This is a genomic window from Rossellomorea aquimaris (assembly GCF_020172085.1).
GTDB classification, from domain to species: Bacteria; Bacillota; Bacilli; order Bacillales; family Bacillaceae_B; genus Rossellomorea; species Rossellomorea aquimaris_E.
Genome location: NZ_JAIVAT010000005.1, coordinates 120,509 through 145,849 on the forward strand (window position 1 = coordinate 120,509; position 25,341 = coordinate 145,849).

Consider the following 25,341-nt stretch of genomic DNA (forward strand, 5'->3'; position numbering starts at 1 on the left):
AAGAAGATGAAAAGAGAATTTGACAAGCTTTACATCAATGGGGAATGGGTCAAAGGCAGCAGTGAGAATGTCATTCCCAATCACAGCCCATTTGACCACTCTGTCTTAGGTTCTATTACAGCTGCAAGTAAAGAGGATCTAGATAAAGCTTATAAATCGGCAGAGAAAGCTCAGAAAGCCTGGGCAGACGAGCCCCCACAAGCGAAGCGTCAAATCATGGAAAGAGCGGTTTCGATTGTGGAGGAAAATAAAGAACTGATCATCGAGTGGCTCATCAATGAGTCAGGCAGCACATATATGAAAGCAGCAGGAGAAGTCAGTGTTTCCATCAATAGTATGAAAGAAGCGGCTACTTATCCATACAGAATGGTAGGGAAAATCTTACCCTCTCAAGTGCCAGGGAAGGAAAACAGAGTGTACAGAGAACCTCTTGGAGTGGTGGGAATCATCAGCCCATGGAATTTCCCTTTCCATCTAGCAGTACGCTCCATTGCGACCGCTTTAGCTACCGGAAACGGGGTAGTCGTTAAGCCTGCAACACATACGCCCGTTACAGGAGGTTTATTATTTGCAAGCATATTTGAAGAAGCGGGACTTCCTAAGGGTCTTCTAAATGTCGTAGTTGGAAAAGGTTCGGAAATCGGGGATGATATCGTGACACATCCTATCCCCCGCCTCATCTCCTTTACGGGATCTACTGAAGTAGGACGCCGAATTGGGGAGCTGGCAGGGAGACACCTTAAGAAAACGGCATTGGAGCTTGGAGGAAATAACGTATTTATCGTACTGGATGATGCAAATCTTGATCAGGCAGTCGAATCAGCCCTATTCGGTAAATTTTATCATCAGGGACAGATTTGTATGAGCATCAATCGGATTATGGTTCATAAGGACATGTATGATACTTTCGTAGATGCCTTTGTATCCAGAGTGAAAGGCTTGAATGTTGGCAACCCTTCTGATAAATCGACCCACATCGGTCCATTAATTGACCAGGATCAGGTTGATCGGATATTAAAGGATATTGAATCAAGCAAGGATCAGGGAGCCGAAGTTGTTCTTGGAGGAAACGCAGATAAAAACATGTTATATCCCACCGTGCTGACACACGTCACAAACTCCATGCCGATCGCAAAAAATGAAATTTTCGGACCTGTAGCAGCTATTATACCGTTCAACGATGATGAAGAGGCCATACAATTGGCCAATGAACACCCCTACGGTTTAAGCGGTGCAGTCCACTCTTCCTCAATTGAAAGAGCAACAAATGTTGCACATCGAGTAGAGACAGGAATGATTCATATCAATGATGAACCTGTGAATGATGAGCCTCATATGCCGTTTGGAGGTGAAAAGGATTCAGGACTTGGACGCTTTAACGGAGAATGGGCACTTGAAGAATTCACAACGGTGAAATGGCTGGCGGTCCAACATAAAAGAAGGGATTACGGTCCTTTCATTGAGAAAAGATAAAAAAAAAGCGAGCCATGCCGGCTCGCTTTTTAATGGAGAAGGTTTGAAACATATTCACCATGGGTAGATGCGAAAAATTCATCGCCTTTTCCAAGAATCAGTCGTTTCACAGCTCATCAAATCCGTTCGCATCCGATGTCTTTGTATATTGTCTTGATCTTTGTTCAAAGAAATCCGTCTTTCCTTTATCCACTTCCTGATAGGCTATGATCCATTTGAGAGGGTTGGTCTTGTACCCCTTGAATGGTTCTTCAAAACCTAATTGTTTCGCTCTTTTATTCGCCATGAATTTAATATAGTCCTCAAGGTCGCTCATTAAGAGTCCGTCCATATGAGATCCAATGATTTCCCTCCCCCATTCGATTTCCAGCATGGCAGCCTGTTTAAATGTTTCCTTCCCAAAGGTACGCAGCTCATCCGTATCATAAGTCGGATACTCATTTAAGACCTCTTTAAATATCTTTTCAAATAATCCCACATGGAGCTGTTCATCCCGATTGATATAATTGATCATCGTACTGGTTGCGACCATTTTCTGGTTCCTGGCCAAATTATAGAAGAAGGCAAAACCGGAATAGAAGAATAGTCCTTCCAATATGACATCATAAATGATCGATTTTAATAAATGGTCAACCGTTGGCGATTCCACAAAATCTTTGTAGCCATTCGTAATGAACTCATTTCTCTTCATTAAAATGGGATCGTTCTTCCAGAAATCAAACACTTCGTCCTGTTTGCTTTTAGACACGATGCTGGATAATACATAGCTGTATGAATGGTTATGCACAACCTCCTGCTGTGCCAGGATGATCATCAGGGCATTCAGACTGGAATCCGTCAAATAATCTGCCACTTTCCCCGCATAATCGGTCTGAACGCTATCAAGAAGTGCAAGAAGCCCAATGATCTTCAAAAAGGAGTCCTGCTCACCTTTCGAGAGTGTAGGGAATTGCTTGATATCTTTCGCCATATTAATTTCAAATGGGGTCCAGAAATTCCCCAGCATCCTCTTATATTTTGGATAAGCCCATGAAAATCGAACATCATCCCAATTCAACACATTGGAACTATCTCCGTTTATGATCCCGGTAGATTTATTAGGTGCCTCTCTGTCGATCAGGACCCTCTGTTTCAATTTGTTCATCATTTGCTCCTCCCTCCTAGCTATGACAGCTTTCACATTCTTCAAAGTTGGATTCCGACGTTGACCTAACATAATACGTGGTTTTCAAACCGGATTTCCATGCGTCCATGTGCAGATCCAATAAGTCTTTCGCTTTGATATCATTTCGTACATACAAATTGAACGAAATCCCCTGGTCAACATGCCGTTGTCTCTTCTTGTTCTGTTCCACACTCCAGTGTTGATCCACATGATAAGCTGTCTTATAATACCAGGTCGTTTTAGGCGATAGATCAGGAGCGGTGACAGGAATCTTGTAATCTTTCTTTTCTTCTGAATACTCCAGCCTGAATATCGGATCAATGCTCGCTGTTGAGCCTGCGATGATCGAGGTAGAAGAATTCGGTGCAACGGCCATTAAGTATCCGTTACGTACCCCACTCTCGGAAATATCCCTCCTTAAATGTTCCCAACGTTCACCCGTATAGCCACGCTTAGAGAAATATGTCCCCGTAGACCAATCCGATCCGTCAAAATAAGGATAGGTCCCCTTCTCCTTTGCCAGTTCGTGACTTGCATGAATGGTGTGGTACGCAATCTCTTCATAAAGGGAATCACAATATTCGACCGCATCATTGCTTTCCCACTTCAAGCCCTTTAACGCGAGGAGGTGATGCCATCCGAATGTTCCCAACCCGATTCCCCTGTATCGCTGATTGGTTATCTGGGCCTGCAGGACTGGAAGTTCATTTAAATCGATCACATTATCCAGCATTCTTACTCCGATAGATACAACCCTTTCCAGCTCATCATCCATCAACGTCTTGGCTAAGGAAATAGAGGCAAGATTGCAGACAACATAATCCCCCGGTGACTTATAGGTGACAATTTTACCATCTTGAACCACTTCTTCTTCCATTATGGTCGCACTCATATTCTGGGCGATTTCCGTACACAGATTACTGCAATAAATCATTCCTTTATGAGAATTTGCATTCAGACGATTCACTGTATCCCGATAAAACATATATGGCGTTCCGGTTTCGAGCTGGGAGATCATGATCCGTTTTAAAATTTCAATGGCCGGCACCACTTCCCGCGAAAGTGACGTATGAGCTATACACTCCTGGTACTTCTCACGAAAAGATCCTTCTCCTTCCTTTTCGTCATAGTAATCCTCTAGGGAGTACCCCATGACTGTCTTCACTTCATGCGGGTCAAATAAATACCAGTCCCCTCTACTCTCGACTTGTTCCATAAACATATCCGGTATAGAAACTCCTGTAAACAGGTCATGAGTCCTTTGCCTTTCATCCCCATTGTTTAACCGTGTATCAAGGAATGGAAAAATATCTTTATGCCATACATCCAGATAGACTGCAATCGCCCCTTGACGCTGCCCCAATTGATCGACGGAAACCGCTGTATTATTAAGCTGCTTCATCCAGGGAATAACGCCAGAGCTTACTCCTTTAAATCCTTTGATATCACTGCCTCGGCTTCTCACTTTCCCTAGATAAATCCCAAGACCTCCCCCATTTTTACTCAAGGTAGAAACGTCTGTATTGCTGTCATAAATGCTTCTTAAATCATCTTCCACTGTATCGATGAAGCAACTGGACAGCTGGCCATGGCTCTTTCCAGCATTCGCAAAGGTCGGGGTTGCCACCGTCATATAAAGATTGGAGAGAGCCCAATAAGATTCTTCTATCAATCTGATCCTTTTTTCTTTTGGTTCATTCATCATGAGGGTCATGCTAATAATCATGAACCTCTCTTGAGGCAACTCAAGAACCATTCCGTCATGGGATTTGGTTAAGTATCTCTCGGTCAGAGTGACAATTCCTATGTAAGTAAAAAGAGAATCCCTTGTATCATCCAAGATCGAACCCAAATAGTCCAATTCCTCTTTGCTGTAAGAATCAAGCAGAGTCTTGGAATATAATTGTTTTGCGGTCAAATCTTTAACCAAACGATAGAAAGATCCGTATAGTTCCCCTCCCCTTGATAAAGCAAGTTTCTCATATAAACTCTTGATATATAATGCTGCCGCCACGTAAGTCCAATCCGGCTCATGAGCCGTAATACGCTCAACTGCTGTCAAAATCATGAAATGATAGAGTCTTTCTTTGGTGAAGTCCGTCTGTTGATTTGCATATATTAAAATTTTTTCATTAAATTCCTTGAAATAAAGATCAGGAAACCGATTCTGCAGACTGTCCAATATCACTTCTACTTCTTTTTGTTGTTCATTTAACGTGATTGACATGAAAATTCCTCCCATATTATAAAGTGGGGAAGGAGTAAAAAAAGCCCATCCTTCAAAAAGGATGGGCTTTAAATAGACGGAGATAGTAATAGACTTCTGCTATTTCAATCCTCGCTTTATCCTCCCAATTCCCGAAGAAGATAACACGTGATAAATACGGCAGGTCTCCTGGCTTGTGCTTCACTCTACTTTAAGGCCTTCCCATCTATTTGACAGTGGCAGTTCCTTATTTCGTCGGCACATACAGTTGCGGGGACAGCTCCGGTCTCTCACCGGATTCCCTTTTAAGTCTTATTAGACACCTTATTCACAGGTTATTATCAATATATAGTTATCGAAATACAAAAGAACACAAAATGTTGTGTTCTTCATTATCATATACGAATTAAAAACGAAATACAAGAGGAATCTATTAAACATTTATTAGTATCACCCGTCATCGATACGGGAGTCAAGCATGAACGTTCACCTTATTTACACTTTAAAAGCTTTTTTGAACTTGGGACTCAATTCACTCCACACGTCAAATAAGTTTCCATCAGGGTCACTGAAAACGAAATTAAGTCCATTATTGCCTCTATCTTCAATCTCCCCTGTTACTACTCCCTGATGAAGCAAATGATCTCTCAATTCGTTCAAATCACTGATTCCATCCACTTCAAACGTTAAAGAAAAACGCTTATTTTGATACCTATCCTGAAAATTACTGCTTTCCCCCTCTAACGAACCGACCAAAAAGATGCTCTGATGAGCAAGATCTACGATCGCTTTATCCTCATCTTGGTAGTTCAGTTTTGCGTTCAGCTTTTCCTGGTACCAGATACTTGCCTTCTGAACATCGCTCACTGGTATGTATGTCGTCCCCACTCTTACTAGTTGCTTCATAAACTCTCTCCTTTTATTTTATTTACACTTTTATCCTTTCTACAAAAGGAAGAAAATCCCTTCCCTTTGAATTATGCTTATAATTATTATTTTCCACGAAAAGAGCAGAAGGAGATGCGATTAAGACCTCAAATGAACACTGTTCCCCCCTCACCTTCCTATCTGTTGGTTGAGATAATACCCCGTACTCTCTATAATTCAAATGGAAGGTTGTTTGACAGTATTCTTTGGTCCCCAATATTTTTTACAGGTTGTTTAAATGGAGGAATCTCGATTTAAACAACCTCTTTTTTTCATGCTAACATGTAACAATCTTTTAAAGTCATCATTTTATATGGAGGTGGTTTCTTTTTTGTAATCGGATACATAACAGTCCCTCTAAGGGGTTAAGCTAGTTTCTCTGTGTTTCATCGTTATTACAATCAATACGTTTTAGCCTAAATACTTTCTTTTTATGGGTTTTTCATTTAAAATGCGCATTAAGTGATTTTTTTGGAAATCACACCTTAGTTCTGAAAGGAGTCTATTATGAAGAAACTATTAACGACTTTACTATTAGCATTATTAACAATTGGATTAGCCGCTTGCGGTTCGGACGAGGAGAGCCAAAAAGCTGACGATAAAGCGAAGACAGAAGTAACCGACAAAAAGGCTCAAGAAGAGCAAGCCAAGAAAATGGAAGAAATGCAAAAGAAAATGGATGAACAAAAGGTTGAGAAAGATAAGGTCGTAGCGATTGTCAACGACGAAAAAATCAAAGGTGAAGATTTCAACAACGTATTGAGTCAATCACAAATGCAGTATCAACAAATGGGACAGGATCCGACGAGTAAAGATGCTGTTAAGAAAATTAAAGACCAGACCATCGACAGCCTGATCGGACAAACCCTTCTCATGCAACAGGCCGAGGAAAAGGGCTATAAAGCGACGGATGATGAAATTAATAAACAGCTTGAAGAAGTGAAAAAGCAGTACAAAGATGACAAGCAATTCGAAGAAGCCATGAAAAAAGCCGGATTTACAATGGACGAGCTGAAAACTCAAATTGCTGAAAATATTAAATATACAACCTATGTTGATAAAGAAATCAAGGTCGATGAAGTAACTGAAGATGAAATGAAGAAGTTTTATGATCAATATGCAAGCCAACAAGGTAAGGAACAAGCAAAAGATGCACCGAAATTTGAAGATGTAAAACCACAGATCAAGACTCAGCTTGAACAACAGAAAAAGCAAGAAAAACTAGTTCAACATGTGGAAGATTTAAAGAAAAATGCTAAAATTGATGTGAAAATTTAATCAATCAGAAAGCCGCCTGCATAAGGCGGTTTTCTTTTTTTAAACACCTAGTATGGTGGTTTCCTCCTCTGCAACGAGGGTATGGTATAAGAACCGATTTTAAGGAGGATAAGCCATTATGATGAAGAAAATACATCGTAACCCTGAGAACGCAGCTCAAGAAGAAAGCATTCTTGATCAGCACGAAAGTGAGCAAAACGTCGATCCTATTCCAATCGACGAGTTAAAAAAAGATCAGCGTGACGAAAAGAAAAAACACGATACGAAAGATGAATGAAAAAAGTCCTGTGGATCTCCACAGGACTTTTTATTACTTTATTTAGACAACCAATCTGTATGGAATGTTCCTTCTTTATCTATGCGCTGATACGTATGGGCTCCGAAATAATCCCTCTGGGCTTGTAGCAGGTTTGCAGGAAGTGACTCAGAACGATAGCTATCATAATAAGCCAATGCACTGGCAAGGCCAGGTACAGGAATACCTAATTTAATGGCTGTGGCCACTACTTCACGTGCTTCATCCTGATAATTTTCAACAATTTCCTTAAAGTATGGATCAAGAAGCAGATTCGTTAAACCCGGTTCACGGTCATAGGCGTTCTTGATTTCTTCAAGGAATCCAGCGCGAATAATGCAGCCACCTCTGAAAATCATAGAAATTTCACCAGGTTTCAAATTCCAATTGTATTCATCGGAAGCCGATTGAAGCTGCGCAAATCCTTGGGCATACGAACAAATCTTGCTCAAGTACAATGCCTTACGGATCATCTCGATGAACTCCTGTTTGTTTCCTGTGAATTCTTGATTCTTAGGACCTCTCAGAATCTTGCTTGCCTTCACACGCTCTTCCTTCATGGCTGAGATGAAGCGTGCAAAAACGGATTCAGTGATAATGGACAGCGGTACACCTAATTCAAGAGAGCTGATGCTCGTCCATTTTCCGGTACCTTTTTGGCCGGCGGTATCTAAAATGACATCGACAAGGGGCTTCCCTGTTTCTTCGTCCACCTTCGTAAAAATATCTGCGGTAATTTCGATGAGATAGCTGTCGAGCTCCCCTTCATTCCATTCTTTAAAAATTTCATGAAGCTCTACTGCATTTAATCCCAATACATTCTTCATCAGATAATACGCTTCACAGATAAGCTGCATATCACTGTACTCTATCCCGTTATGTACCATCTTCACATAATGACCCGATCCATCTGGACCTATATATGTACTGCAAGCATCCCCTTTTACCTTTGCTGCAATAGCAGTCAAAAATGGTTCAACCAAGTCATACGCTTCTTTCTGGCCGCTCGGCATAATAGCAGGGCCATATAAAGCACCTTCTTCTCCACCAGACACTCCTGCTCCAATGAAGTTGATCCCCTTTTCATCCAGTTCCTTGTTGCGGCGAATGGTATCTTCATAATACGTGTTCCCACCATCAATCAGAATATCACCTTTATCCAGATGAGGAAGCAATGAATCAATCGCTTTGTCCGTAATGTCCCCTGCAGGTACCATGATCAAAATTTTTCTTGGAACTTCCAAGGATTGAACAAATTCATTTACATCATGTGTTCCAACCAACTGCTTGCCTTGATGCTCATCGAGGACTTCTTTTACCTTGTCAGCCGACACATCATATATAGAAACTGAATAACCTCTACTTTCAAAATTCAAAGCGAGGCTCTTGCCCATCACTCCGACTCCGACGACTCCTATTTGTTGTTTTGTCATAACGATCATTCCTTTCAGTACGAATCTATAGATATCTTCACCGTTATTATTATAATACGAAATAAATTTTCATGGTGGATTTTTATGAAATAATATTTTTTTATTTCTTAAATTAGGTTAAAATTATTTTCACAAACGTCTTATAGGAGGGTTCCACAAACATGGATGAAAAGGCTCAACATTGTTTTCCACGTATCCGGTCCCATTACTCACAATTCAGTGAGAAAGAAAAGATGATTGCAGATTATATTATTGCTAATCCTGAAAAAATTATCCATTCTACAATCAGTGGTGTTGCAGAGGATCTCGGAATTGCAGATGCCACCGTTTTCAGATTCTGTAAGCGGCTCGGCTATAAAGGATATCAGGCGATGAAAATTTCATTGGCTTCTGATATGGTCACACCGATTAAGGATATTCATGAAACCATCAATGAACAAGATTCCGAAGGGGTAATCGCCCAAAAAGTATTCCGGTCCAATATAAGGAGCCTTGAAGATTCATTACAGATATTGAATGAGGAAGCCTTCCAACAAGCCGTTCAAGCCATCCTGCATGCGGGAAGGATTGAGTTCTATGGTACGGGGGGATCTGGTTTTATTGCCATGGATGCTCATCATAAGTTCCTAAGAACAGGGATGGCTACTACCGCTTATAATGATTCCCATATGCAGCTGATATCGGCTTCTCAACTAACGGAAAATGATGTGATTGTTTTCATCTCTCACTCAGGGGCGAACAAAGATTTATTGGAAGTACTGGAGGTTGCTAAGAAAAATCGTACCAAGACCATCGCTATCACCCACTTCGCTAAATCTCCTTTAAGCGGCAGGGTAGACATTCCACTATTCACCGTCTCACAGGAAACCGAATACCGTGGAGAAGCACTTGCTTCAAGAATCAGTCAGCTTAGTATTGTGGACGCCCTTTATGTAAACATCATGAAGAAACGAAAAGATCTTTCCCAAGCCTCCCTGCAAAAAATACGTGATGCGATTTCCATTAAAAAAGTATAACGGGGAGAGGACAGTCCGTCTCCTGTGTGCTATTGATTAAAAATTCCCATAAAAAAAACAGACTCACGAATGAGTCTGTTTTTGAATTTGTAAAGGTTAAATTATAATTTTACAACGTTAGCTGCTTGTGGTCCACGAGCGCCTTGTTCAACGTCGAAAGATACTTCTTGACCTTCGTCAAGAGATTTGAAACCTTCACCTTGGATCGCTGAGAAGTGTACGAATACGTCGTCTCCACCTTCAACTTCGATGAATCCGAAACCTTTTTCTGCGTTGAACCATTTTACTTTACCGTTTTCCATGTTTGTTGCCTCCTAAAAGTGCATGATGCACCATGTATTACTATTCTTGCGATATCAGGTGAAAACCAAATCTTGTTCTTCCCTCGTATACCGGACAAAAATAATTCTTTTATAGAATAACAGTATTAATACAAATAAGCAAGTTCTTGAAGAAGAAGTTTTTAAAGTCAGACCTCTTACATATTTTTACTGAAGGACATCTTCTGATAAAAACAGCCTTCGATTTGATAATTAAAGCGTACTTCCTTCCACATTTTAAACCTCCACCTTCCTACAGCCACTTGCTCCAATATGGATCTAACCGTTTTCGGAAGGCTGTTCACGTAAACATTTTAGCTTTAGGATGTAGCGAGTGGTGGTTGATTACAGCGAGAAATGTTCGCTTTCCGCGGGGCTGGCGGTGAGTCTCCTCGTGCTAAAGCCCAGGTCTCAAGATCCAACTTCGGCAGCTAGCCCTTCGAGGTCATAAGCTAATGGGTCTAAGAAGGCAAAAGGACGTCTTTTTAGACCATTCAACTTATGCTTGTCGGGGCTGAAGGAACCTCCCCTGCTTTTCGGTACTTTCCTGCGTTTCCTCCAGAAGTCTTCGCGAAAAGTCCTTATGAAAAACACATCCTACGATTTAATAACTGAGGTTCCTTTCCCAAATAATAAACTTCCTTCTTCTTAATCTACCTATTTCAATGGATGTAAACGTTTTAAAAAGATTGACATGAACAGGAACCTAAATAAGAGAAAAAGTTGTGGTATAATGAACAAATACGAAAGGGAGTGCCCAATGAAATCCACAAAAAATCGATTCAGTAACGGTTCCATGGTGACAATCAAGGAGACTGGTGAGACAGTGACAATATTAAAGTGGCAATACGTTAAAAACATGAAGCGTTATTCATATATTGTAAAGGAACACCCAGGCACATTTTACTTTGAAGAAGAATTGGAAGTTAACTAAAACGGCTCATTCTCATATCAAGAATACGATTTTGACAAGGACTCATACAGAATTCTGAAGAGTCCTTTTTTCAATTAATATTTTCACATAGAAAAAAGCCTGCATCCTAATTAGGATGCAGGCTTTTTTTCTATGTATGACCTGTGAGGGATTCGAACCCACGACCCCTTCCCTGTCAAGGAAGTGCTCTCCCACTGAGCTAACAAGTCGCGATGTGATGCAAGGTACATATTCTATTATATTCATATAGCGGGAATTGTCAATGGTATTTTCGTTATTTATTCTCGAATTTTATATGTTTGTATAAAAGAACGTTCGTTCGCATATACTGTCAGTATTAATCCCACCAGGGGGCACACATATGATAAATCAAATTCAGCGTTCATTAGAAGAACGACTCCCGATCGAAATGATCTATATGAATAAACAATGTGAATGTACCAAAAGAAGAGTGCTGGTTAAGAGGATTGATACGGACTTTATCACGGCATATTGTTTATTCAGGAACGATATCCGCAGGTTCAGAATTCAGGATATTTTGGCTGTTTCTTATCTTCCTCCCCATTATGTCAGAACAAATCACTGACCCTCCGTTCCTTATAAAAAGGCTGAACCCTCTTTTTATGGGCTCAGCCTGGTTTGTTTATGCCGTTGCTCTTGTCGGTGTCTTGTCTTCTCTCTTAATAAATAATTGAAGCGCAAGCATAATACCGAATAAGACCAAACCAATAATATCCGACATGCCTTCTGGATAAATCAGTAATAAACCGGCGGCTACACAAAGGAATCGTTCAATGACAAATACTCTTCGGTACCAATAACCGATCATCCCGGCCCCTATTGCCATCATTCCCGTCACGGCCGTAAAGACGACCCATATTAACCTAGGAATGGTTGTATCGATCATTAACAGTTCTGGAGACAATACGAACATATACGGTATGATAAAGGCTGCTATGGCCAATTTAGCCGAATTGACACCCGTCCGTATCGGTTCTCCTCCGGATACCCCTGCCGCCGCGAAAGCAGCAAGTGCTACAGGAGGCGTAATATCGGCAATGATCCCGAAGTAGAATACAAATAAGTGAGCAGATAACTCAGGTGCACCCAATAAAATGATGGCAGGTGCTGCAATCGTGGATGTAATGACGTAATTCGCTGTAGTAGGAGAACCCATCCCCAGTACAATTGACGCAATCATCGTAAATACTAATGTAAGGATCAGCTTACCTTCTGTCGAATTCGTTAAATCAGCAGCCAAGTCTACCAGACCATTTGCGAGGGTCAATCCTAAACCGGTCTTGGTCACGACCCCTACGATCATTCCGGCAGCAGCAGTAGCCACGGCTACTGACAAAGCTGTTCTGGCCCCATCAACAAGAGCGTCTACAGCATCCTTGAAACCGATTCTTGTATCTTTTCTTATCGCACTGATGGCGATAGTGGCAACAATTGACCAGAGCGCTGCTCGCATAACGCTCATACCACTGACTAACAAAATGATGACTGTCAAAATCGGAAGCAGCAAATAAATCTTCTTGAATACTTCTTTCCGGTTAGGCATTTCTTCATCGGTTAATCCACGAAGACCGATTCGCTTTGCTTCAAAGTGTGTCATGATCCATATTCCTGTGAAATAAAGAACCGCAGGAATCGATGCTGCTTTCGCAATATCCCAATACGAAATGCCACCAATGAATTCGACCATCAGGAATGCGGCAGCCCCCATGATCGGCGGCATCAACTGTCCTCCCGTGGACGCAGCTGCCTCTACACCACCAGCGAACTCTTTACGATACCCGAGTTTTTTCATCATAGGGATCGTAAATGAACCCGACGTCACGACGTTCGCAACCGAGCTTCCACTGATGGTACCTTGAAGGGCACTCGAGAAGATCGCAACCTTGGCTGGCCCACCTACACGCTTACCGGCAATGGACACGGCCAGATCATTAAAGTACTGACCTACGCCCGTCTTCACAAGGAATGCCCCAAATAATAGGAACAGGAAGATAAAGGTGGCTGAAACATATAATGGTGTTCCAAGGATCCCTTCACTCGTGAAGAACATCGTTTTCACGATATCGTCCCAATCATACCCTCTGTGTGCAAGGAATCCAGGCATTAATCGACCATAATACATATATAGGATGAAGGCAGATGCAATGATGGTAATCGGTAACCCTACCGCCCGTCGTGTTGCTTCCAATACAAGGACCATGGCTGCGAAACCAACATAAAAGTCCATTTGAGTCATTAATCCTATTCTACTGACGATATCATCCTGCATGATCGGCCAGTAAGCACCTATCCCTACAGAAATAGCTGAAAGAACGATATCATACCAGGCAATCTTATCCTTCTTTAAATACTTCTTACGTGCAGGAAATAACAGGAATACTAATGAAAGGGCAAACCCTAAGTGTATCGACAATAACAATTGCCTAGGGATGAATTGAAAGATGGATGCTACTAATTGGAATAATGAAAATGCCAATAATCCGAAGAAAATGATCCATTTGAACATTCCATGATGTAATTTTCTAGTGGAAGATTCCGGATCGTATTTCTCTAATAACTCTTGTTGTTGCTCTGCAGTCAATGATTCAAACTCTTTATCTTTTTCCAACTACAGTCACTCCTTTCCACTGATCATAAAGTGATTGTTTCTTTAATTGAACCCGGACGACTGACCCTTTAACAAAATAGTCGGCTAAAGGATATTCCCTTCCGTCAAGTACGAGTCGGTGATTTGCGACGACTTGTCCGATCCTGATATCAATATAAGGAAACACTCTTTCCATATTAGAAATTAAATATTTGCCTTCCTTCGTCACTTCAAAGATTTCATTTCCTTCTGCATTGGCAGGCATCCCAATGGCAGTATCTTCATATAGTAGTTTTGTTTGTTGAATTTGATTTGATGATGTCGGCTCATAAAACTCCTCTACTTCTGATAGATGAATAGAGTGGGTATACCGAACCGAAAACGATTGATTGTCGGGGAGGCTGAAAAGAACAGTGTCCCCTGTTGTACTTCTCGGCTCTATGACCAAAAAGGTGTGTAAGGGCATAAAGATGATGAATACGATACATAGAATAAGGAGAATCGCTCCAAGTGATGTGTATTTCTTCATAAGAATTCCCCACCATTCCATTTTTTCATCCGGCAGATAGAATTAGCTTATACCAAAACAAAAGAATAGACCGTGGCGGCCTATCCCTTTGTCCATCTTCTGGTGAGAACCTATTCCATTGAAATTCCTTTTTCATCAAAGTATTTCTTTGCACCTGGATGTAATTCAATTCCCATACCTTTAAGTCCGTCTTCAGCTTTGATCAACTTTCCTTTGGCGTGGGTGATTTTATCCGTGTTTTCAAAAATGGCTTTAGTTACATCATAGATGACATCTTCAGAAATGTCAGCGCTGGTCACTAACATGGCACGAACCGCAACCGTTGTCACAGCTTCGTCTACCTTGCTGTAAGTACCTGCAGGAATTTCATCCTCTGAGTAGTAAGGGTACTTCTCAATCAATTCGCTGACTTTGTCTGACTCGACAGGAACGATTGTGATATCTTCTGTCGCAGCCAAACCTTCAACCGCTCCAGTCGGAGTACCCGATGTGATAAACGCGGCATCGATCGTTCCATCCTGGATACCAGTGGTTGAATCATCAAATGATAAATTACGAGCTTCTAAATCTTCCAGTTTAATTCCGTGTACTTCAAGGATTTGTGTTGCATTCAATAGTGTACCTGAGCCAGCTTCACCAACGGAAACAACCTTCCCTTTAAGATCTTCCACAGATTTGATACCAGAATCCTTCGTTGTAACGATTTGGATTGTTTCTGGATAAAGAGTCGCAATCCCTCTTGCGTTTTCTACCTTGTTATCTTTGAACATTTCCGTACCTTCAGATGCATAAGACGCAATATCTGTTTGTGTAAAAGCGATTTCAGTTTTGCCATCTTTAATTGCGGCCATATTCTCGGCAGATGCTCCTGAAGTCGATGCGTTGGAGTCAATTCCAGTTTCATCTTTAATGATTTTAGCGAAGGTTCCACCTAACGGGTAATATGTACCCCCTGTTCCACCTGTTGCAATTCCAATGAAGTCAACCTCTTTGTTACCTTCACCATCAGATGATGAACCTCCACCTGATCCGCCACCACAAGCAGCAAGAATGACAGATAGAACTAGAAGTAGTGCAGTGCTTAGAAAGAGACTGCGTTTTTTCATATTCTAATTCCCCCTTATTAAATTTTGTACATTAACGAAATAATTGTAACACAGGCTGTAACAATCTTGTCAAATCAAATACATAAAGTTTTAACATTTTTCATAAAAACCCTTTAAAACAATCCCCATCATAACCAGAATCCAGACGAGAACCTCTTTGGAGCGAACGTTCATATGTATAGGAAATGTATAAAGCGTTCACATATATCACATCTACATTTCACCTGTGACGAAAATCTGTCCACATAAAAAGGACTGAAGATTTTCAGTCCCTGCTGTTATATATCAGAATGTGGTTCAACCTATTAATTCTTCATCCTCAAATTTCAGCTTGTCTTCTTCGGAAATATTTTCTTCCTTGTCCCTAATATTATGGGCTATTCTTGATGATGCATTGGCAGCGATGCTTGCAACGATATCATCTAAGAAGGTGTGTACACCTTTCCCATTTTTCGTATCCAATTCCCGGATGATGCCAATCTTGTTTTTATCAAGATGACCAAATGTCGTTACAGCAATGCTTCCATATCCAAGGGCGGCACCAAGCGCGATGGTCTCATCGACTCCAAACAGTCCTTCGTCCGTTTCGACAATCGATTGAAGGGGCTCGGAAAGTTTCTTCTCTTCCGCAAGCTGATCCAATTCAACCCCGACCAAAATGGCATGCTGAATCTCCCTTTTTAACAACACTCTTTTCACACTATCAATACAATCCTCCATTTGAAGATCAGTATTATATGGATACTGCATTTCATACACAATTTCGGCTATATCTTCTATCGTAACACCACGATCTTTAAGTCTTTTTAATGCCGCTTTGGTAACATCTCTCGAGTGTACAGGTTGATTCATACTAATACCCCTCTCTGGCAGTTCGTTTCCTATCTAAATTATAACACTCTTTGGAATATTCGTATTGGAATTTGCTTTCGGGTATTATTTAATAGAGTATGATACAATCTTCCTGTAAACGTTAACACTGAGCATAGGAGGCTATCGTCATGACAACTGCAAGAGGAAACGTAACTGAATTGAACCTCTTTAGTAAAGAACTAAATGAAGAGATGAAGATGCTGGTTTATTTACCAGCCACATACTCTCCACTTTATAAATATTCCCTTCTCATCGCACAGGATGGTAAAGATTACTTCCAACTTGGACGGATCCCCCGCCTGGCGGATGAACTGCTTTCTAACAGGGAGATTGAAAACATGATCATTGTCGGGGTCCCATACAAGAATGTAGAGGATCGCAGAAGGAAATATCATCCCCACGGTGAAGAAAACGATGCTTATATTCGCTTTCTGGCACATGAATTGGTTCCCTATTTAGATGAGCATTACCCCACCTATCATATGGGGTTGGGTCGTGCCCTTGTAGGCGATTCATTGGGAGCAACGGTGTCGTTGATGACCGCTTTGAAATACCCGAACACATTCGGTAAGGTCCTCCTTCAGTCCCCTTTTGTCAACGAGAAAGTATTGGATGCTGTAAATGAGTTCACACAGCCACATCTTCTTAGCATCTACCATATTATCGGCCTCAAGGAGACCGAGGTGAAAACGACTGACGGAAAGGTAAAGGACTTCTTAAAACCAAACAGACAGCTCCATGAAAAGTTCGATCAAAAGAAATTCTCTTCTTTTTATGATGAATTTGACGGGGACCATACTTGGAAACATTGGCAGCCCGATTTAAAGCGCGCATTAAAAATGATGTTCAGCTGACAAAGATGATTCTAAGCAGGCAAGGGGGCAACCCCTTCCTCTTATGAACTGCACCATTCTGGCTGAATCACTCCGTTCCTCTTTCGTTCGCCCTATATTAAATTTTTGAAAAATTTGCTATACTGTACATATGACAATGATAGTTAAATAGAGGAGGATTGAAGAAAATGAATTATGGTATAGTCATTTTCCCATCGAAAAAGCTTCAAGATATCGCGAACTCTTACAGGAAACGCTATGATCCTCATTATGCATTGGTCCCGCCACATTTGACATTAAAAAACGTCTTTAGTGCAGATGATGATCAAATTAAAGAGATCGCCGGGAAACTTTCCGCGATTTCAAAAAAATACGATCCGTTTCATTTAAAAGTGTATAAAGTCAGTTCTTTTCAGCCTGTAAATAACGTCATTTATTTCAAGGTCGAATCAAAACCTGAGCTGCAAGGGCTTCACGATGATATGCATAAACAGAACTTCATGGGTGACGAGCCGGAATTCGCTTTCGTTCCTCACATCACCATCGCCCAGAAGCTTTCCAATGATGAACACTCGGATATTTTCGGATCACTTAGTATGCTCGGAATCGATCATGAGGAAACAATCGATCGTTTTCACTTGCTGTATCAGTTAGAAAACGGATCCTGGACCGTTTACGAAACATTCCGTTTAGGAAAGGAAGAGTAAACGTGGAAGTCCAAGTTGCCAAGACTGAAGAACAGATCCAAGATGTTTTCAATGTTCGAAAGACGGTTTTTGTCTTAGAACAACAAGTTCCCCTCGAAGAAGAGATCGATGAATATGAAAGTGACTCGATCCATTTTGTGCTATATGACCAGAACAAAGCTGTTGGTGCGGGGCGTTTTCGTATTCTCGAGGGTATTGGGAAAGTGGAAAGAATCTGCGTACTGAAATCCACCAGGGGGAAAGGAGCAGGGCGTTCATTGATGCTTGCCATTGAGGAATACGCAAAGCAGCAGCCACTGTCTCATTTGAAATTAAACGCTCAAACCTATGCCATCCCATTTTATGAGGGATTGGGCTATGAGGTGGTCTCGGATGAATTCCTGGATGCAGGCATCCCTCATAAAGCCATGAAAAAATCCATTTAAAAAGAACAGGGATCCAGATTTAGGACTGGATACCCTGTTCTTTTTTTGTTTAACGCAATCGTATATTCAGAACATATCTCGTCGATAATGGAAAGGTATATGGAAAGGGGGAGCTCCATGGCAATCAAGTCCATCGCCGTCGAATTAATCGTTGGATATTTCGCTTTGCTCATTTTGACAAAAATCCTGGGAAAAACACAAATCACTCAAATATCAGCCTTTGATTTCATATCCGCATTAATTCTAGGCGAGCTTGTAGGGAACTCCCTTTATGACGGGGAAACAACAGTCTTTCAAATTCTCTCTGCCATTTCGATCTGGGGAAGTTTAATCTTCATTACTGAGTTCTTCACCCAAAAATCAAGACGTTTTAGGCATATGTTAGAAGGGACCCCATCATTAATCATCAACAAAGGGCAAATTAATTACGATCAACTGAAAAAAAATCATCTGGATTTGAACCAGCTTCAGCACTTGTTACGGGCGAAGGATGTATTTGCTATCAGAGAATGTGAATATGCGCTCTTGGAATCAGACGGTACGTTGAGCGTCATTCGAAAGCCTCTTTACGATATGGTACAGAGGCAGGATCTTCAATTGCCATTCAAGTCCGCCACCCTCCCTCTATCATTGATCGTAGATGGAGAAATTGTTCATGATAATTTAACTCTTGCAGGACAGACAGAAACCTGGTTATTAAATGAAATCAAAAAACAAGGCTTCCACTCCTATAATGAAGTGCTTTACGTGGAGTGGGAAGATGGGAAAACCCTTTTTATTCAAGGATATAAAGGGGCTGAATGATCAATTCATTTTCTCGAATTGAAAATGACAGGTGTTTCTTGCGTTCAAGACTTGTAAGGTAGGCTGTAACCGATGTTCTAAAAAGCAGCCACTGCCCCACATTCGCTACTTTGATACCAAGCAGGTCCAAATATCTCTTCATGATGTGATCGAATGTATCTCCGTTGGGGCTTTCATTTACCAACCCTACTAGAGCGTTCATTCTATCTTCGTGAAGTTCCACATTTTCCTTCACGGTTTGAATTATATTTTCTTCGAAGCTCCCATGTCCCGGTATGGCTCCTTTACATGATATGTGAAGGAGTTTTTCTAATGATTCCAATGTTTGGTCCGCATCCACAATAAAGGGAATCACATGCTTCTTTAACGTTTCACTTCCAAAATAACTATCTGCTGCAAATAAAATGTGCTCAACCAAGACTCCTACCTGACTATACGAATGTCCCGGTAAATCTATAACATCAAATGAGAACGGACCTATGCTATTATTTCCCGTACTGAGCTCTTCGTCCACCTCAACTGCCTGTCCTTCAAGGAATTTATTACGCAAATCCTTAATCGGCATCGCACCATTGAATAAATAAATCGGTTCCAGAATGGGATTCTCCATGATGGCTCTTTCCAATTTAGGGGCAAAAACAGGAATGTTGTATTTCTTCTTAAGGTGACGGGCACCGCCGAAATGATCTGTGTGGGCATGGGTGATGATACAATAATCAAGGGGGAGTCTTTCTTCCTCCAATATCCTGATTACTTTCCTCATAGCGGAGTCATCCAATCCGCTGTCAATTAAAAGCCCCTTTCCCTCTTTCACACAATAGCCGATCGTAACGGCACCGGTAAACGCATAGCAATGTTCTGTGTATTTCTGAAGTTTCACGATCATACCTCCATCAAATCTGTTCCCTATACGTATTCGTTAAAGTGTTTTCCTTTTCCTGTTAACTGAGCCAATAAAGTTGATGGGATGGGTGTTTTGAAAGATGCCTGATTTATCGCTGAACGTTGCTGGGAGTGATGATCTTCATATCGAATTTCTGTTTCTCCAGTATTGGTCTGTGATTTGTTTTTCAGTGGTTTGATAGGTTGTACGGGGAAATAGCTGAACGGGTGTTTATCAACTTTTATATCTCTTTCCTGATATTGTTTGTACTGATAGTGAGGAATTGGTGCAATGTATCCCATTATTATGACCTCCTTGATTTTATGTACCCCATTTAAGATTTTGAGAAACGTGCGGACGCATCTTTACCTGCCAAACAAGCTACTATTAAAAAGCAGACTGTTTTCCTAAGCTGTTGCTTTTGAACAAGAGTGAGGGTGTTGCTTTCCGCGGGGGCACAGACTCAGGTGACAGAGCATTGGCAAGTCCTAGTCTGTGAAAAATAACAACAATCTTTGCGAAAAGAGCAAAAAAAGAAAGAAGAATTAACATAAAATACGTGAGTTCACACTCCTTTATGTCCATTCTTCTTATTTTTGTGAGTATTCTTTTATTTCTTTCCCTTGTTTAACATATTAGAAATGGTACTGAAATCCAACTGCTTCCCGTCATTCACGATCGATTGGACAATTTTATCTTCCATTTCCTTGTTTACAGGTTTATTCGCAATTTTAGATACGCGCTTAATGACGCTTCTTACCGTAGCTTCATCTTTGAAATTTGCATTTTGTAAAGAGTTCGCAAGCTCTAACACTTCGTTCATGTTAACGCCTGTCTTCTTCTCTAAATTCTTGAAAAAGTTATTATTCATTTCCATCACGCCTCCTTTTAACTATAAGCATCATATGTAAGAAACCCAGGAGCGTGAATTAAATATGAAATATTTTTACAACACAAAACAAAAAGACAAAATCCCTCCAACTTGAGGATTCTGCCTTTTGTACCCCTTTCTAACAGAAGCTAGCTCCAACGATAATCAAGAGAATGAAAAGCACAACGATCAAGACAAACGTTGAGCCATATCCGCCTCCGCATCCATAACCACATCCACCGTAGCCATATCCATACATTTAGTATCACCTCTCTTTTACCTTTAGTCTCTTATAACATATGTATATAGAGAGGTTTGCGTATGGGCTTTCTGATAATTTATTGTGTGTTTGTCCAATCAAACAAGTCGAAAGTTAAATTGCCTTCTGCATCTAATTGTGCAAGAAAGATGGATTCCACCTTCAGTTCCCTTTTTGACAGCTCACGAATTAACCATGGCATTGGAAATCCTACTTCCGAGAGGGCTTTTTGATCGATCTTACCGTCCGTGATAACGGCCTGTGGTGAAGTGGATTTTTGTGATATTTCAAATACATCTTCACGGACAAGGGGCTGTTTCTCTTTCTTCAGCAGAACACTTAGATCCCCGTTTGTATCGAGGGATGCGAATTCTACATCTGCAGCGCGGAACACATCCTTTTTCCGTAATTGTTCAAGTAACTCATCAACGGAATACTTCTCTTTCTTCAAAGCTTTTTCATCGATATTCCCTTCCTTTATGAATACCGTAGGCTTTCCTTCAGCAAACCTTCTAAATCGGATGCTCTTTAATGATAGGAAAGAAAACAGCAGTGGAAATGCAAACCATAATAGGATACTCATCAGCCCTTCACTTAAGGGCAGGCCCAGGTCCATTGATAGAGTTCCAGCAATGCTCCCCACTGTGATTCCTGTGATATATTCGAAAAAGGATAATTTCGAAAGCTGTTTCTTACCTAATAATTTGGTGATGGCAAACAGGGAAAGCAGGATAAATATGCTTCTGAGTGCCACCTGTAAGTATTCAGGCATCTTATTTCACCTCTATCATCCCTTTGGTTTGAACAGGAGAGCTCCAATGAAACCGAATATGATGGCGGAAGAGATACCGGAGCTCGTGACTTCAAACATTCCGGTAAGAACCCCCACCAAGCCATGTTCCTGGGATTCCTGCATAGCCCCGTTTACAAGTGCGTTACCAAAGCTCGTAATGGGAATGGTCGCTCCCGCTCCGGCAAAATCAATCAGGGGCTCGTATAAGCCTAATCCGGAAAGCACTGCACCTGAGACAACCAGCAGACTCAAAGTGTGGGCCGGGGTTAATTTTGCAACATCAAATAATAATTGACCTATCACACAGATGATACCACCTATCGTAAAGGCCCAAAAAAACATCGCTAACACTTTGTTTCCTCCTTTCCATCCCTACAGATACTCAATCGACACCGCATGAGCAATACAAGGGATCGATTCGCCTTGTTGAAATGTCAGGGGTGATAACAATGCCCCAGTCGCAATGACTAAGATGCGTTTATAGGTTCCTTTTTTCATTTCATTCAACAAATGCCCGTAAAGCACGGTAGCAGAACACCCTGGCCCACTTGCTCCTGATTGGACCGGCTGGTTTTCATTGTAAATCAACATCCCACAATCTTTAAATTGTTGATCCGCCAGTGTGTATCCTTTTTGCTTAAGCATTTCGAAAGCCGTCTTTCTTCCGATTCTGGCAAGATCACCTGTAACGATGAGATCATAATAGGAAGGATCTCTACCCAGGTCTTGAAAATGACCTGCAATCGTATCAACGGCCGCAGGTGCCATGGCACCTCCCATATTAAACGGGTCTTTCAACCCCATATCCATCACTTTCCCGATAGTTGCAGATGTCACTCTGGGGGTCGGTCCCGTGACTGATGATCCTTCTCCAATTACGGCGAACCCCGCCCCGGTTACGGTCCACTGAGCTGTTGGAGGTTTTTGGCCACCATACTCGGTTGGGTAGCGGAACTGTTTCTCTGTTGCGGAGTTGTGACTGGAAGCTCCTGTAACCACATGATGAGCTCCATGATAGTTGACTAAAAAAGCTGAGAGAGCTAGCCCCTCCATGGAGGTCGAACACGCCCCGAATAATCCGAAATATGGAATGCCATTCGTTCTTGCCGCAAAGCTTGAAGGGGTGATTTGATTAATCAGATCACCCGTCAAGAAAAACTGGACATCACTCTTTTGAAGGGACTGTTTTTCCATTGCAATCTGAACGGCATCTTCAATGAGTATACGATTGGCTTTTTCGTACGTATCCTGTCCCATCCATACATCATCGTAAAACTGATCGAAGTCAGCCGAGAGGTTTCCTTTTTTCTCAAATGGTCCTCCTACTACTCCTGTAGAAAGGATGGCCGGGTTGGCAGGAAACATCCATGATCTTTTACCTTGCAGCATCAAATCACCCCCAACTGAATCAAAATAGTCTTGATTAACGCAACTACAAAGGCTGAGAATACCCCGAACACTATGACAGATCCTGCCAATTTAAAAATGTTACCACCGACACCGAGGACGAGGCCCTCTGTTCTATGTTCAATGGCAGCGGAGATGACAGCATTCCCGAATCCCGTGACAGGTACAGCACTTCCCGCCCCTCCAAATTGGCCAATATGGTCATATACTCCGAAGCCAGTAAGAAGCATAGCCAGGAACACCATTGTGGCAACTGTTGGATTTCCAGCCGTCTGTTCGGTGAAGTTGAAATAATAGATGTACACATACGTAACCGCCTGCCCGATCAAGCAGATAAAACCACCGACAAAGAATGCTTTGATAACATTTTTCAGGAGGGGACGCTTCGTTTCATATTGTTTTTCCAACTGTTCATACTTCATCTGTTCGGGTGTTTTTGGTGTTTTCCCCACAAGGCATTCCTCCTACGTTTTTTCCTTCTGAAGCTTAACGATTTCCTGGAACCTGCTTTCAGCATCCTTCTTCGTAATCGACCCATTTTTAAGTTTTTCTTTCAAGCGGATGGTTTCAAGGAAAATTTTATAATCACTGGATAATATAAAATCTTCCTTGGGATATTTATCTTCCAGATAGTCATCCATTTTCTTTTCTATCTTTTTCATTTTGAATCTGTGCAAATGCTTCACTTTGTAAACGACAAGCGTTTCTTCTTTTCCCTGGATGACTGCCACATCATAAAGTTCATCCATTTTGGAAATCTCCCTTTTGATGGCATGACCATAGCTGTCTGTCTCAGGATTGTCCACTAATTCGATGGGCGGTGGATTGGTCTTCTTCATTAGTGCAATCTTGCTGTCGTTTCCATCTTCCTTATTTGCGCATCCGAACAAAACGCATAAAGCAAGTGGAATGATTATTGAGTTCTTGTTCATGCTCTATCCCTCTTTTTTTTGTACTCATCGTTTATTTTTTTCATAAAGTCATTTTTTATGAAAAAAAGACTGCCCAATTTGAGCAGCCTTAGCTTTTTTTCACTTTCGATCCACAACCGCATCCTTTTTTCTTAGTGGATGAGTTTCCTTGCTTCTTTGTATTTGTAGAGGTTTTCTTCACTTTTTTTATCCTCCTTTACCCTGTTTCCCTTTTTAGTATATGTGAAGAAACCCGAGCTTGTTTCCACTAATTACCTAGGTCTTCAATCCGTTTTCCAACTTTGGACGGCAGCTTCTAAAATAGCGGCAATCCCGGCAACGGCTAAAAGTGTGATGAGTGGGTTGAAATATAGAGGAAAGAAGAAGAAACCTCCATAAAGAAAGCATGAAACCCAGATTCCCGTACACCAGTAACACGATAATAACTCACCGATAAAACCCTTCACTCCTCCTTTTTTAGGTGTAAGATAGATCGCTTCCTCCCCATTCTCTTCCACTTCCGTATATTCATCAAAGAACGGGGCTCTTATAAATTCGGTGATTTTGTCTAAGACAATCAGATGGGTTAGCCGAAAGACGGCTAATCCAAGGGCAATCAGTTCAATCAATGTAAGCTGCAATGGAAAGACTCCCTTCACATTTCAAATTATACAAGCCCAAATTTCCAAAAGAGGGCAGATGTCCGTTACCTAATTGCCTACATCACAATATGTTAGTAATGTAAATGAAATTCATTTTAAGGAGGAACTTCTATATGGGTTGCGGAAGAGATAAAGACAGTTCAAAAAATCGTGGTTGCGTATGTCAAGCCGTCCGTGCTATTAAAGATATTCAAGACGTAGCAAATGAAGAGTGTAACGATTGTAAAAATGATTGTTTCCTTGAGCCACTTGGTTCAATGGTGAGTCCAAGTAATCGTTTAAATACTCGTATCTTCAAGTTATATCTGAAAAACGGTGAGACTTTTAAAGCGCACATCAAAGGATGCCCTTGGAAATCACCATTTTTCCGGGTAAAAGAAGTATTCGATAACTGTTGTGCAACGCTTCAAGTATTAAAGCCTGACTACGCTGATAGCACTGGTTCTAGATCAGGTTCTGGATCAGGTTCTGACATGGAGACCATGGGCAATAATACTGAATGGGTATTCACTGGAGAATGTATCACAGTTGATCTGGATTGCTTCTGTGCGATTCAATGCATCAAAGACGTACACGTATTCTTAGAATGCGAAGACTGATCATCACATTTCATATGAAATAAG

At 41.2% G+C, this 25,341-nt stretch carries 30 protein-coding genes, 1 tRNA gene and 1 riboswitch; of the genes, 11 read left to right on the forward strand and 20 right to left on the reverse strand.

The genetic code is table 11. The annotated features are described in order from the left end of the window. The first annotated feature begins 6 nt into the window (after window positions 1–6). Window positions 7–1,473: an aldehyde dehydrogenase family protein gene (locus LCL96_RS10830; RefSeq protein ID WP_224941491.1), complete on the forward strand. Its 1,467-nt coding sequence runs from the start codon at window positions 7–9 to the stop codon at window positions 1,471–1,473. A gap of 106 nt (window positions 1,474–1,579) precedes the next feature. On the opposite strand, the gene LCL96_RS10835 is transcribed toward LCL96_RS10830, so the two are convergent. The 3 genes from LCL96_RS10835 to LCL96_RS10845 all read right to left on the reverse strand — a co-directional run bounded on the left by LCL96_RS10835 (window position 1,580) and on the right by LCL96_RS10845 (window position 5,750). Next, entirely contained in the window at window positions 1,580–2,617 is a 1,038-nt protein-coding gene (locus LCL96_RS10835; RefSeq protein WP_397550050.1) for a ribonucleotide-diphosphate reductase subunit beta, read from the reverse strand. 16 nt (window positions 2,618–2,633) lie between these two features. Next, window positions 2,634–4,865, reverse strand: coding sequence for a ribonucleoside-diphosphate reductase subunit alpha (locus LCL96_RS10840; protein ID WP_224941493.1), 2,232 nt, complete (start codon window positions 4,863–4,865; stop codon window positions 2,634–2,636). A 140-nt stretch (window positions 4,866–5,005) separates the two neighbouring features. Further along, window positions 5,006–5,186, reverse strand: a riboswitch (cobalamin riboswitch). A gap of 153 nt (window positions 5,187–5,339) precedes the next feature. Continuing rightward, the gene (locus LCL96_RS10845) at window positions 5,340–5,750 is read right to left on the reverse strand and encodes a VOC family protein (protein WP_224941494.1); all 411 of its coding nucleotides are present in this window, start codon (window positions 5,748–5,750) and stop codon (window positions 5,340–5,342) included. Window positions 5,751–6,278: 528 nt separating this feature from the next. Between LCL96_RS10845 and LCL96_RS10850 the strand changes: the two genes are divergently transcribed. Together LCL96_RS10850 and LCL96_RS10855 are read left to right on the forward strand one after the other, a co-directional pair. Continuing rightward, window positions 6,279–7,049 carry a SurA N-terminal domain-containing protein gene (locus LCL96_RS10850; RefSeq protein ID WP_224941495.1) on the forward strand — a complete coding sequence of 257 codons (771 nt, stop codon included), beginning with the start codon at window positions 6,279–6,281 and terminating at the stop codon, window positions 7,047–7,049. Between the two features lie 118 nt (window positions 7,050–7,167). After that, entirely contained in the window at window positions 7,168–7,326 is a 159-nt protein-coding gene (locus tag LCL96_RS10855; RefSeq protein ID WP_224941496.1) for a hypothetical protein, read from the forward strand. Window positions 7,327–7,364: 38 nt separating this feature from the next. On the opposite strand, the gene gndA is transcribed toward LCL96_RS10855, so the two are convergent. Beyond that, complete coding sequence (gene gndA, locus LCL96_RS10860) at window positions 7,365–8,777, reverse strand: NADP-dependent phosphogluconate dehydrogenase (protein ID WP_224941497.1); 1,413 nt, start codon at window positions 8,775–8,777, stop codon at window positions 7,365–7,367. 161 nt (window positions 8,778–8,938) lie between these two features. On the opposite strand from gndA, the gene LCL96_RS10865 reads away from it, so the two are divergent. Further along, complete coding sequence (locus LCL96_RS10865; protein WP_224941498.1) at window positions 8,939–9,793, forward strand: MurR/RpiR family transcriptional regulator; 855 nt, start codon at window positions 8,939–8,941, stop codon at window positions 9,791–9,793. A 101-nt stretch (window positions 9,794–9,894) separates the two neighbouring features. On the opposite strand, the gene cspD is transcribed toward LCL96_RS10865, so the two are convergent. Then, the gene (gene cspD / locus LCL96_RS10870) at window positions 9,895–10,095 is read right to left on the reverse strand and encodes a cold-shock protein CspD (protein ID WP_173105318.1); all 201 of its coding nucleotides are present in this window, start codon (window positions 10,093–10,095) and stop codon (window positions 9,895–9,897) included. A gap of 778 nt (window positions 10,096–10,873) precedes the next feature. Here cspD and LCL96_RS10875 point away from each other — a divergent pair. After that, entirely contained in the window at window positions 10,874–11,047 is a 174-nt protein-coding gene (locus LCL96_RS10875) for a hypothetical protein (protein WP_167562135.1), read from the forward strand. Window positions 11,048–11,184: 137 nt separating this feature from the next. On the opposite strand, the gene LCL96_RS10880 is transcribed toward LCL96_RS10875, so the two are convergent. Then, window positions 11,185–11,256 (reverse strand) — tRNA-Val (locus LCL96_RS10880). Window positions 11,257–11,408: 152 nt separating this feature from the next. Between LCL96_RS10880 and LCL96_RS10885 the strand changes: the two genes are divergently transcribed. Next, window positions 11,409–11,633 carry a WYL domain-containing protein gene (locus tag LCL96_RS10885; protein ID WP_224941499.1) on the forward strand — a complete coding sequence of 75 codons (225 nt, stop codon included), beginning with the start codon at window positions 11,409–11,411 and terminating at the stop codon, window positions 11,631–11,633. 57 nt (window positions 11,634–11,690) lie between these two features. Here the strand turns inward: LCL96_RS10885 and LCL96_RS10890 are convergent, their stop codons facing one another. From LCL96_RS10890 to LCL96_RS10905, 4 genes are all read right to left on the reverse strand, one after another. Continuing rightward, the gene (locus LCL96_RS10890) at window positions 11,691–13,676 is read right to left on the reverse strand and encodes a TRAP transporter permease (RefSeq protein WP_224941500.1); all 1,986 of its coding nucleotides are present in this window, start codon (window positions 13,674–13,676) and stop codon (window positions 11,691–11,693) included. Continuing rightward, the gene (locus LCL96_RS10895; RefSeq protein WP_224941501.1) at window positions 13,663–14,184 is read right to left on the reverse strand and encodes a DUF1850 domain-containing protein; all 522 of its coding nucleotides are present in this window, start codon (window positions 14,182–14,184) and stop codon (window positions 13,663–13,665) included. Before LCL96_RS10895 ends, LCL96_RS10890 begins: the two co-directional genes overlap by 14 nt. 110 nt (window positions 14,185–14,294) lie before the next feature. Continuing rightward, entirely contained in the window at window positions 14,295–15,290 is a 996-nt protein-coding gene (locus LCL96_RS10900) for a TAXI family TRAP transporter solute-binding subunit (RefSeq protein ID WP_224941502.1), read from the reverse strand. A gap of 297 nt (window positions 15,291–15,587) precedes the next feature. Next, a complete protein-coding gene (locus LCL96_RS10905; RefSeq protein ID WP_224941503.1) occupies window positions 15,588–16,142 on the reverse strand; it encodes a phosphatidylglycerophosphatase A in 555 nt (184 codons plus the stop codon). 149 nt (window positions 16,143–16,291) lie between these two features. On the opposite strand from LCL96_RS10905, the gene LCL96_RS10910 reads away from it, so the two are divergent. From LCL96_RS10910 to LCL96_RS10925, 4 genes are all read left to right on the forward strand, one after another. Next, the gene (locus tag LCL96_RS10910) at window positions 16,292–17,017 is read left to right on the forward strand and encodes an alpha/beta hydrolase (RefSeq protein ID WP_224941504.1); all 726 of its coding nucleotides are present in this window, start codon (window positions 16,292–16,294) and stop codon (window positions 17,015–17,017) included. A gap of 167 nt (window positions 17,018–17,184) precedes the next feature. Further along, window positions 17,185–17,703: a YjcG family protein gene (locus LCL96_RS10915; RefSeq protein ID WP_224941505.1), complete on the forward strand. Its 519-nt coding sequence runs from the start codon at window positions 17,185–17,187 to the stop codon at window positions 17,701–17,703. 2 nt (window positions 17,704–17,705) lie between these two features. Further along, on the forward strand, window positions 17,706–18,128 hold the full coding sequence (locus tag LCL96_RS10920) for a GNAT family N-acetyltransferase (RefSeq protein ID WP_224941506.1): 423 nt from the start codon (window positions 17,706–17,708) through the stop codon (window positions 18,126–18,128). A 117-nt stretch (window positions 18,129–18,245) separates the two neighbouring features. Then, the gene (locus tag LCL96_RS10925; protein ID WP_224941507.1) at window positions 18,246–18,932 is read left to right on the forward strand and encodes a DUF421 domain-containing protein; all 687 of its coding nucleotides are present in this window, start codon (window positions 18,246–18,248) and stop codon (window positions 18,930–18,932) included. Here LCL96_RS10925 and LCL96_RS10930 read toward each other — a convergent pair. The 10 genes from LCL96_RS10930 to LCL96_RS10975 all read right to left on the reverse strand — a co-directional run bounded on the left by LCL96_RS10930 (window position 18,904) and on the right by LCL96_RS10975 (window position 24,697). Beyond that, the gene (locus LCL96_RS10930; protein ID WP_224941508.1) at window positions 18,904–19,812 is read right to left on the reverse strand and encodes an MBL fold metallo-hydrolase; all 909 of its coding nucleotides are present in this window, start codon (window positions 19,810–19,812) and stop codon (window positions 18,904–18,906) included. The two genes, LCL96_RS10925 and LCL96_RS10930, sit on opposite strands and share 29 nt — an antisense overlap. Before the next feature lie 26 nt (window positions 19,813–19,838). Beyond that, window positions 19,839–20,117 carry a hypothetical protein gene (locus LCL96_RS10935; RefSeq protein WP_224941509.1) on the reverse strand — a complete coding sequence of 93 codons (279 nt, stop codon included), beginning with the start codon at window positions 20,115–20,117 and terminating at the stop codon, window positions 19,839–19,841. Window positions 20,118–20,425: 308 nt separating this feature from the next. After that, window positions 20,426–20,686, reverse strand: a complete 261-nt coding sequence (locus tag LCL96_RS10940) for a stage VI sporulation protein F (RefSeq protein ID WP_219169420.1) — start codon at window positions 20,684–20,686, stop codon at window positions 20,426–20,428. Between the two features lie 139 nt (window positions 20,687–20,825). After that, on the reverse strand, window positions 20,826–20,945 hold the full coding sequence (locus LCL96_RS10945) for a YjcZ family sporulation protein (RefSeq protein ID WP_224941510.1): 120 nt from the start codon (window positions 20,943–20,945) through the stop codon (window positions 20,826–20,828). A 79-nt stretch (window positions 20,946–21,024) separates the two neighbouring features. Further along, a complete protein-coding gene (locus tag LCL96_RS10950) occupies window positions 21,025–21,717 on the reverse strand; it encodes a DUF421 domain-containing protein (protein WP_224941511.1) in 693 nt (230 codons plus the stop codon). Window positions 21,718–21,732: 15 nt separating this feature from the next. Continuing rightward, entirely contained in the window at window positions 21,733–22,089 is a 357-nt protein-coding gene (gene spoVAE, locus LCL96_RS10955) for a stage V sporulation protein AE (RefSeq protein ID WP_224941512.1), read from the reverse strand. Between the two features lie 21 nt (window positions 22,090–22,110). Further along, window positions 22,111–23,127 (reverse strand): stage V sporulation protein AD, encoded by a 1,017-nt coding sequence (spoVAD, locus tag LCL96_RS10960; protein WP_224941513.1) that lies wholly within the window; start codon window positions 23,125–23,127, stop codon window positions 22,111–22,113. Next, window positions 23,127–23,597: a stage V sporulation protein AC gene (gene spoVAC, locus LCL96_RS10965; protein ID WP_224941514.1), complete on the reverse strand. Its 471-nt coding sequence runs from the start codon at window positions 23,595–23,597 to the stop codon at window positions 23,127–23,129. Before spoVAC ends, spoVAD begins: the two co-directional genes overlap by 1 nt. A gap of 12 nt (window positions 23,598–23,609) precedes the next feature. Continuing rightward, complete coding sequence (locus tag LCL96_RS10970) at window positions 23,610–24,077, reverse strand: sporulation protein (protein ID WP_224941515.1); 468 nt, start codon at window positions 24,075–24,077, stop codon at window positions 23,610–23,612. 263 nt (window positions 24,078–24,340) lie between these two features. Then, a complete protein-coding gene (locus LCL96_RS10975; protein ID WP_224941516.1) occupies window positions 24,341–24,697 on the reverse strand; it encodes a DUF1360 domain-containing protein in 357 nt (118 codons plus the stop codon). Window positions 24,698–24,831: 134 nt separating this feature from the next. Between LCL96_RS10975 and LCL96_RS10980 the strand changes: the two genes are divergently transcribed. Then, window positions 24,832–25,317: a CotY/CotZ family spore coat protein gene (locus LCL96_RS10980; RefSeq protein ID WP_224941517.1), complete on the forward strand. Its 486-nt coding sequence runs from the start codon at window positions 24,832–24,834 to the stop codon at window positions 25,315–25,317. Window positions 25,318–25,341: the final 24 nt, after the last annotated feature.

Bases quoted from the DNA above. Each gene is read 5' to 3' on its own strand.
- LCL96_RS10830 (WP_224941491.1), top strand. From the start codon at position 7: ATGAAAAGAGAATTTGACAAGCTTTACATCAATGGGGAATGGGTCAAA.
- LCL96_RS10835 (WP_397550050.1), bottom strand. From the start codon at position 2,617: ATGAACAAATTGAAACAGAGGGTCCTGATCGACAGAGAGGCACCTAAT.
- LCL96_RS10840 (WP_224941493.1), bottom strand. From the start codon at position 4,865: ATGTCAATCACGTTAAATGAACAACAAAAAGAAGTAGAAGTGATATTG.
- LCL96_RS10845 (WP_224941494.1), bottom strand. From the start codon at position 5,750: ATGAAGCAACTAGTAAGAGTGGGGACGACATACATACCAGTGAGCGAT.
- LCL96_RS10850 (WP_224941495.1), top strand. From the start codon at position 6,279: ATGAAGAAACTATTAACGACTTTACTATTAGCATTATTAACAATTGGA.
- LCL96_RS10855 (WP_224941496.1), top strand. From the start codon at position 7,168: ATGATGAAGAAAATACATCGTAACCCTGAGAACGCAGCTCAAGAAGAA.
- gndA (WP_224941497.1), bottom strand. From the start codon at position 8,777: ATGACAAAACAACAAATAGGAGTCGTCGGAGTCGGAGTGATGGGCAAG.
- LCL96_RS10865 (WP_224941498.1), top strand. From the start codon at position 8,939: ATGGATGAAAAGGCTCAACATTGTTTTCCACGTATCCGGTCCCATTAC.
- cspD (WP_173105318.1), bottom strand. From the start codon at position 10,095: ATGGAAAACGGTAAAGTAAAATGGTTCAACGCAGAAAAAGGTTTCGGA.
- LCL96_RS10875 (WP_167562135.1), top strand. From the start codon at position 10,874: ATGAAATCCACAAAAAATCGATTCAGTAACGGTTCCATGGTGACAATC.
- LCL96_RS10885 (WP_224941499.1), top strand. From the start codon at position 11,409: ATGATAAATCAAATTCAGCGTTCATTAGAAGAACGACTCCCGATCGAA.
- LCL96_RS10895 (WP_224941501.1), bottom strand. From the start codon at position 14,184: ATGAAGAAATACACATCACTTGGAGCGATTCTCCTTATTCTATGTATC.
- LCL96_RS10900 (WP_224941502.1), bottom strand. From the start codon at position 15,290: ATGAAAAAACGCAGTCTCTTTCTAAGCACTGCACTACTTCTAGTTCTA.
- LCL96_RS10905 (WP_224941503.1), bottom strand. From the start codon at position 16,142: ATGAATCAACCTGTACACTCGAGAGATGTTACCAAAGCGGCATTAAAA.
- LCL96_RS10910 (WP_224941504.1), top strand. From the start codon at position 16,292: ATGACAACTGCAAGAGGAAACGTAACTGAATTGAACCTCTTTAGTAAA.
- LCL96_RS10915 (WP_224941505.1), top strand. From the start codon at position 17,185: ATGAATTATGGTATAGTCATTTTCCCATCGAAAAAGCTTCAAGATATC.
- LCL96_RS10925 (WP_224941507.1), top strand. From the start codon at position 18,246: ATGGCAATCAAGTCCATCGCCGTCGAATTAATCGTTGGATATTTCGCT.
- LCL96_RS10935 (WP_224941509.1), bottom strand. From the start codon at position 20,117: ATGGGATACATTGCACCAATTCCTCACTATCAGTACAAACAATATCAG.
- LCL96_RS10940 (WP_219169420.1), bottom strand. From the start codon at position 20,686: ATGAATAATAACTTTTTCAAGAATTTAGAGAAGAAGACAGGCGTTAAC.
- LCL96_RS10945 (WP_224941510.1), bottom strand. From the start codon at position 20,945: ATGTATGGATATGGCTACGGTGGATGTGGTTATGGATGCGGAGGCGGA.
- LCL96_RS10950 (WP_224941511.1), bottom strand. From the start codon at position 21,717: ATGCCTGAATACTTACAGGTGGCACTCAGAAGCATATTTATCCTGCTT.
- spoVAD (WP_224941513.1), bottom strand. From the start codon at position 23,127: ATGCTGCAAGGTAAAAGATCATGGATGTTTCCTGCCAACCCGGCCATC.
- LCL96_RS10970 (WP_224941515.1), bottom strand. From the start codon at position 24,077: ATGAACAAGAACTCAATAATCATTCCACTTGCTTTATGCGTTTTGTTC.
- LCL96_RS10980 (WP_224941517.1), top strand. From the start codon at position 24,832: ATGGGTTGCGGAAGAGATAAAGACAGTTCAAAAAATCGTGGTTGCGTA.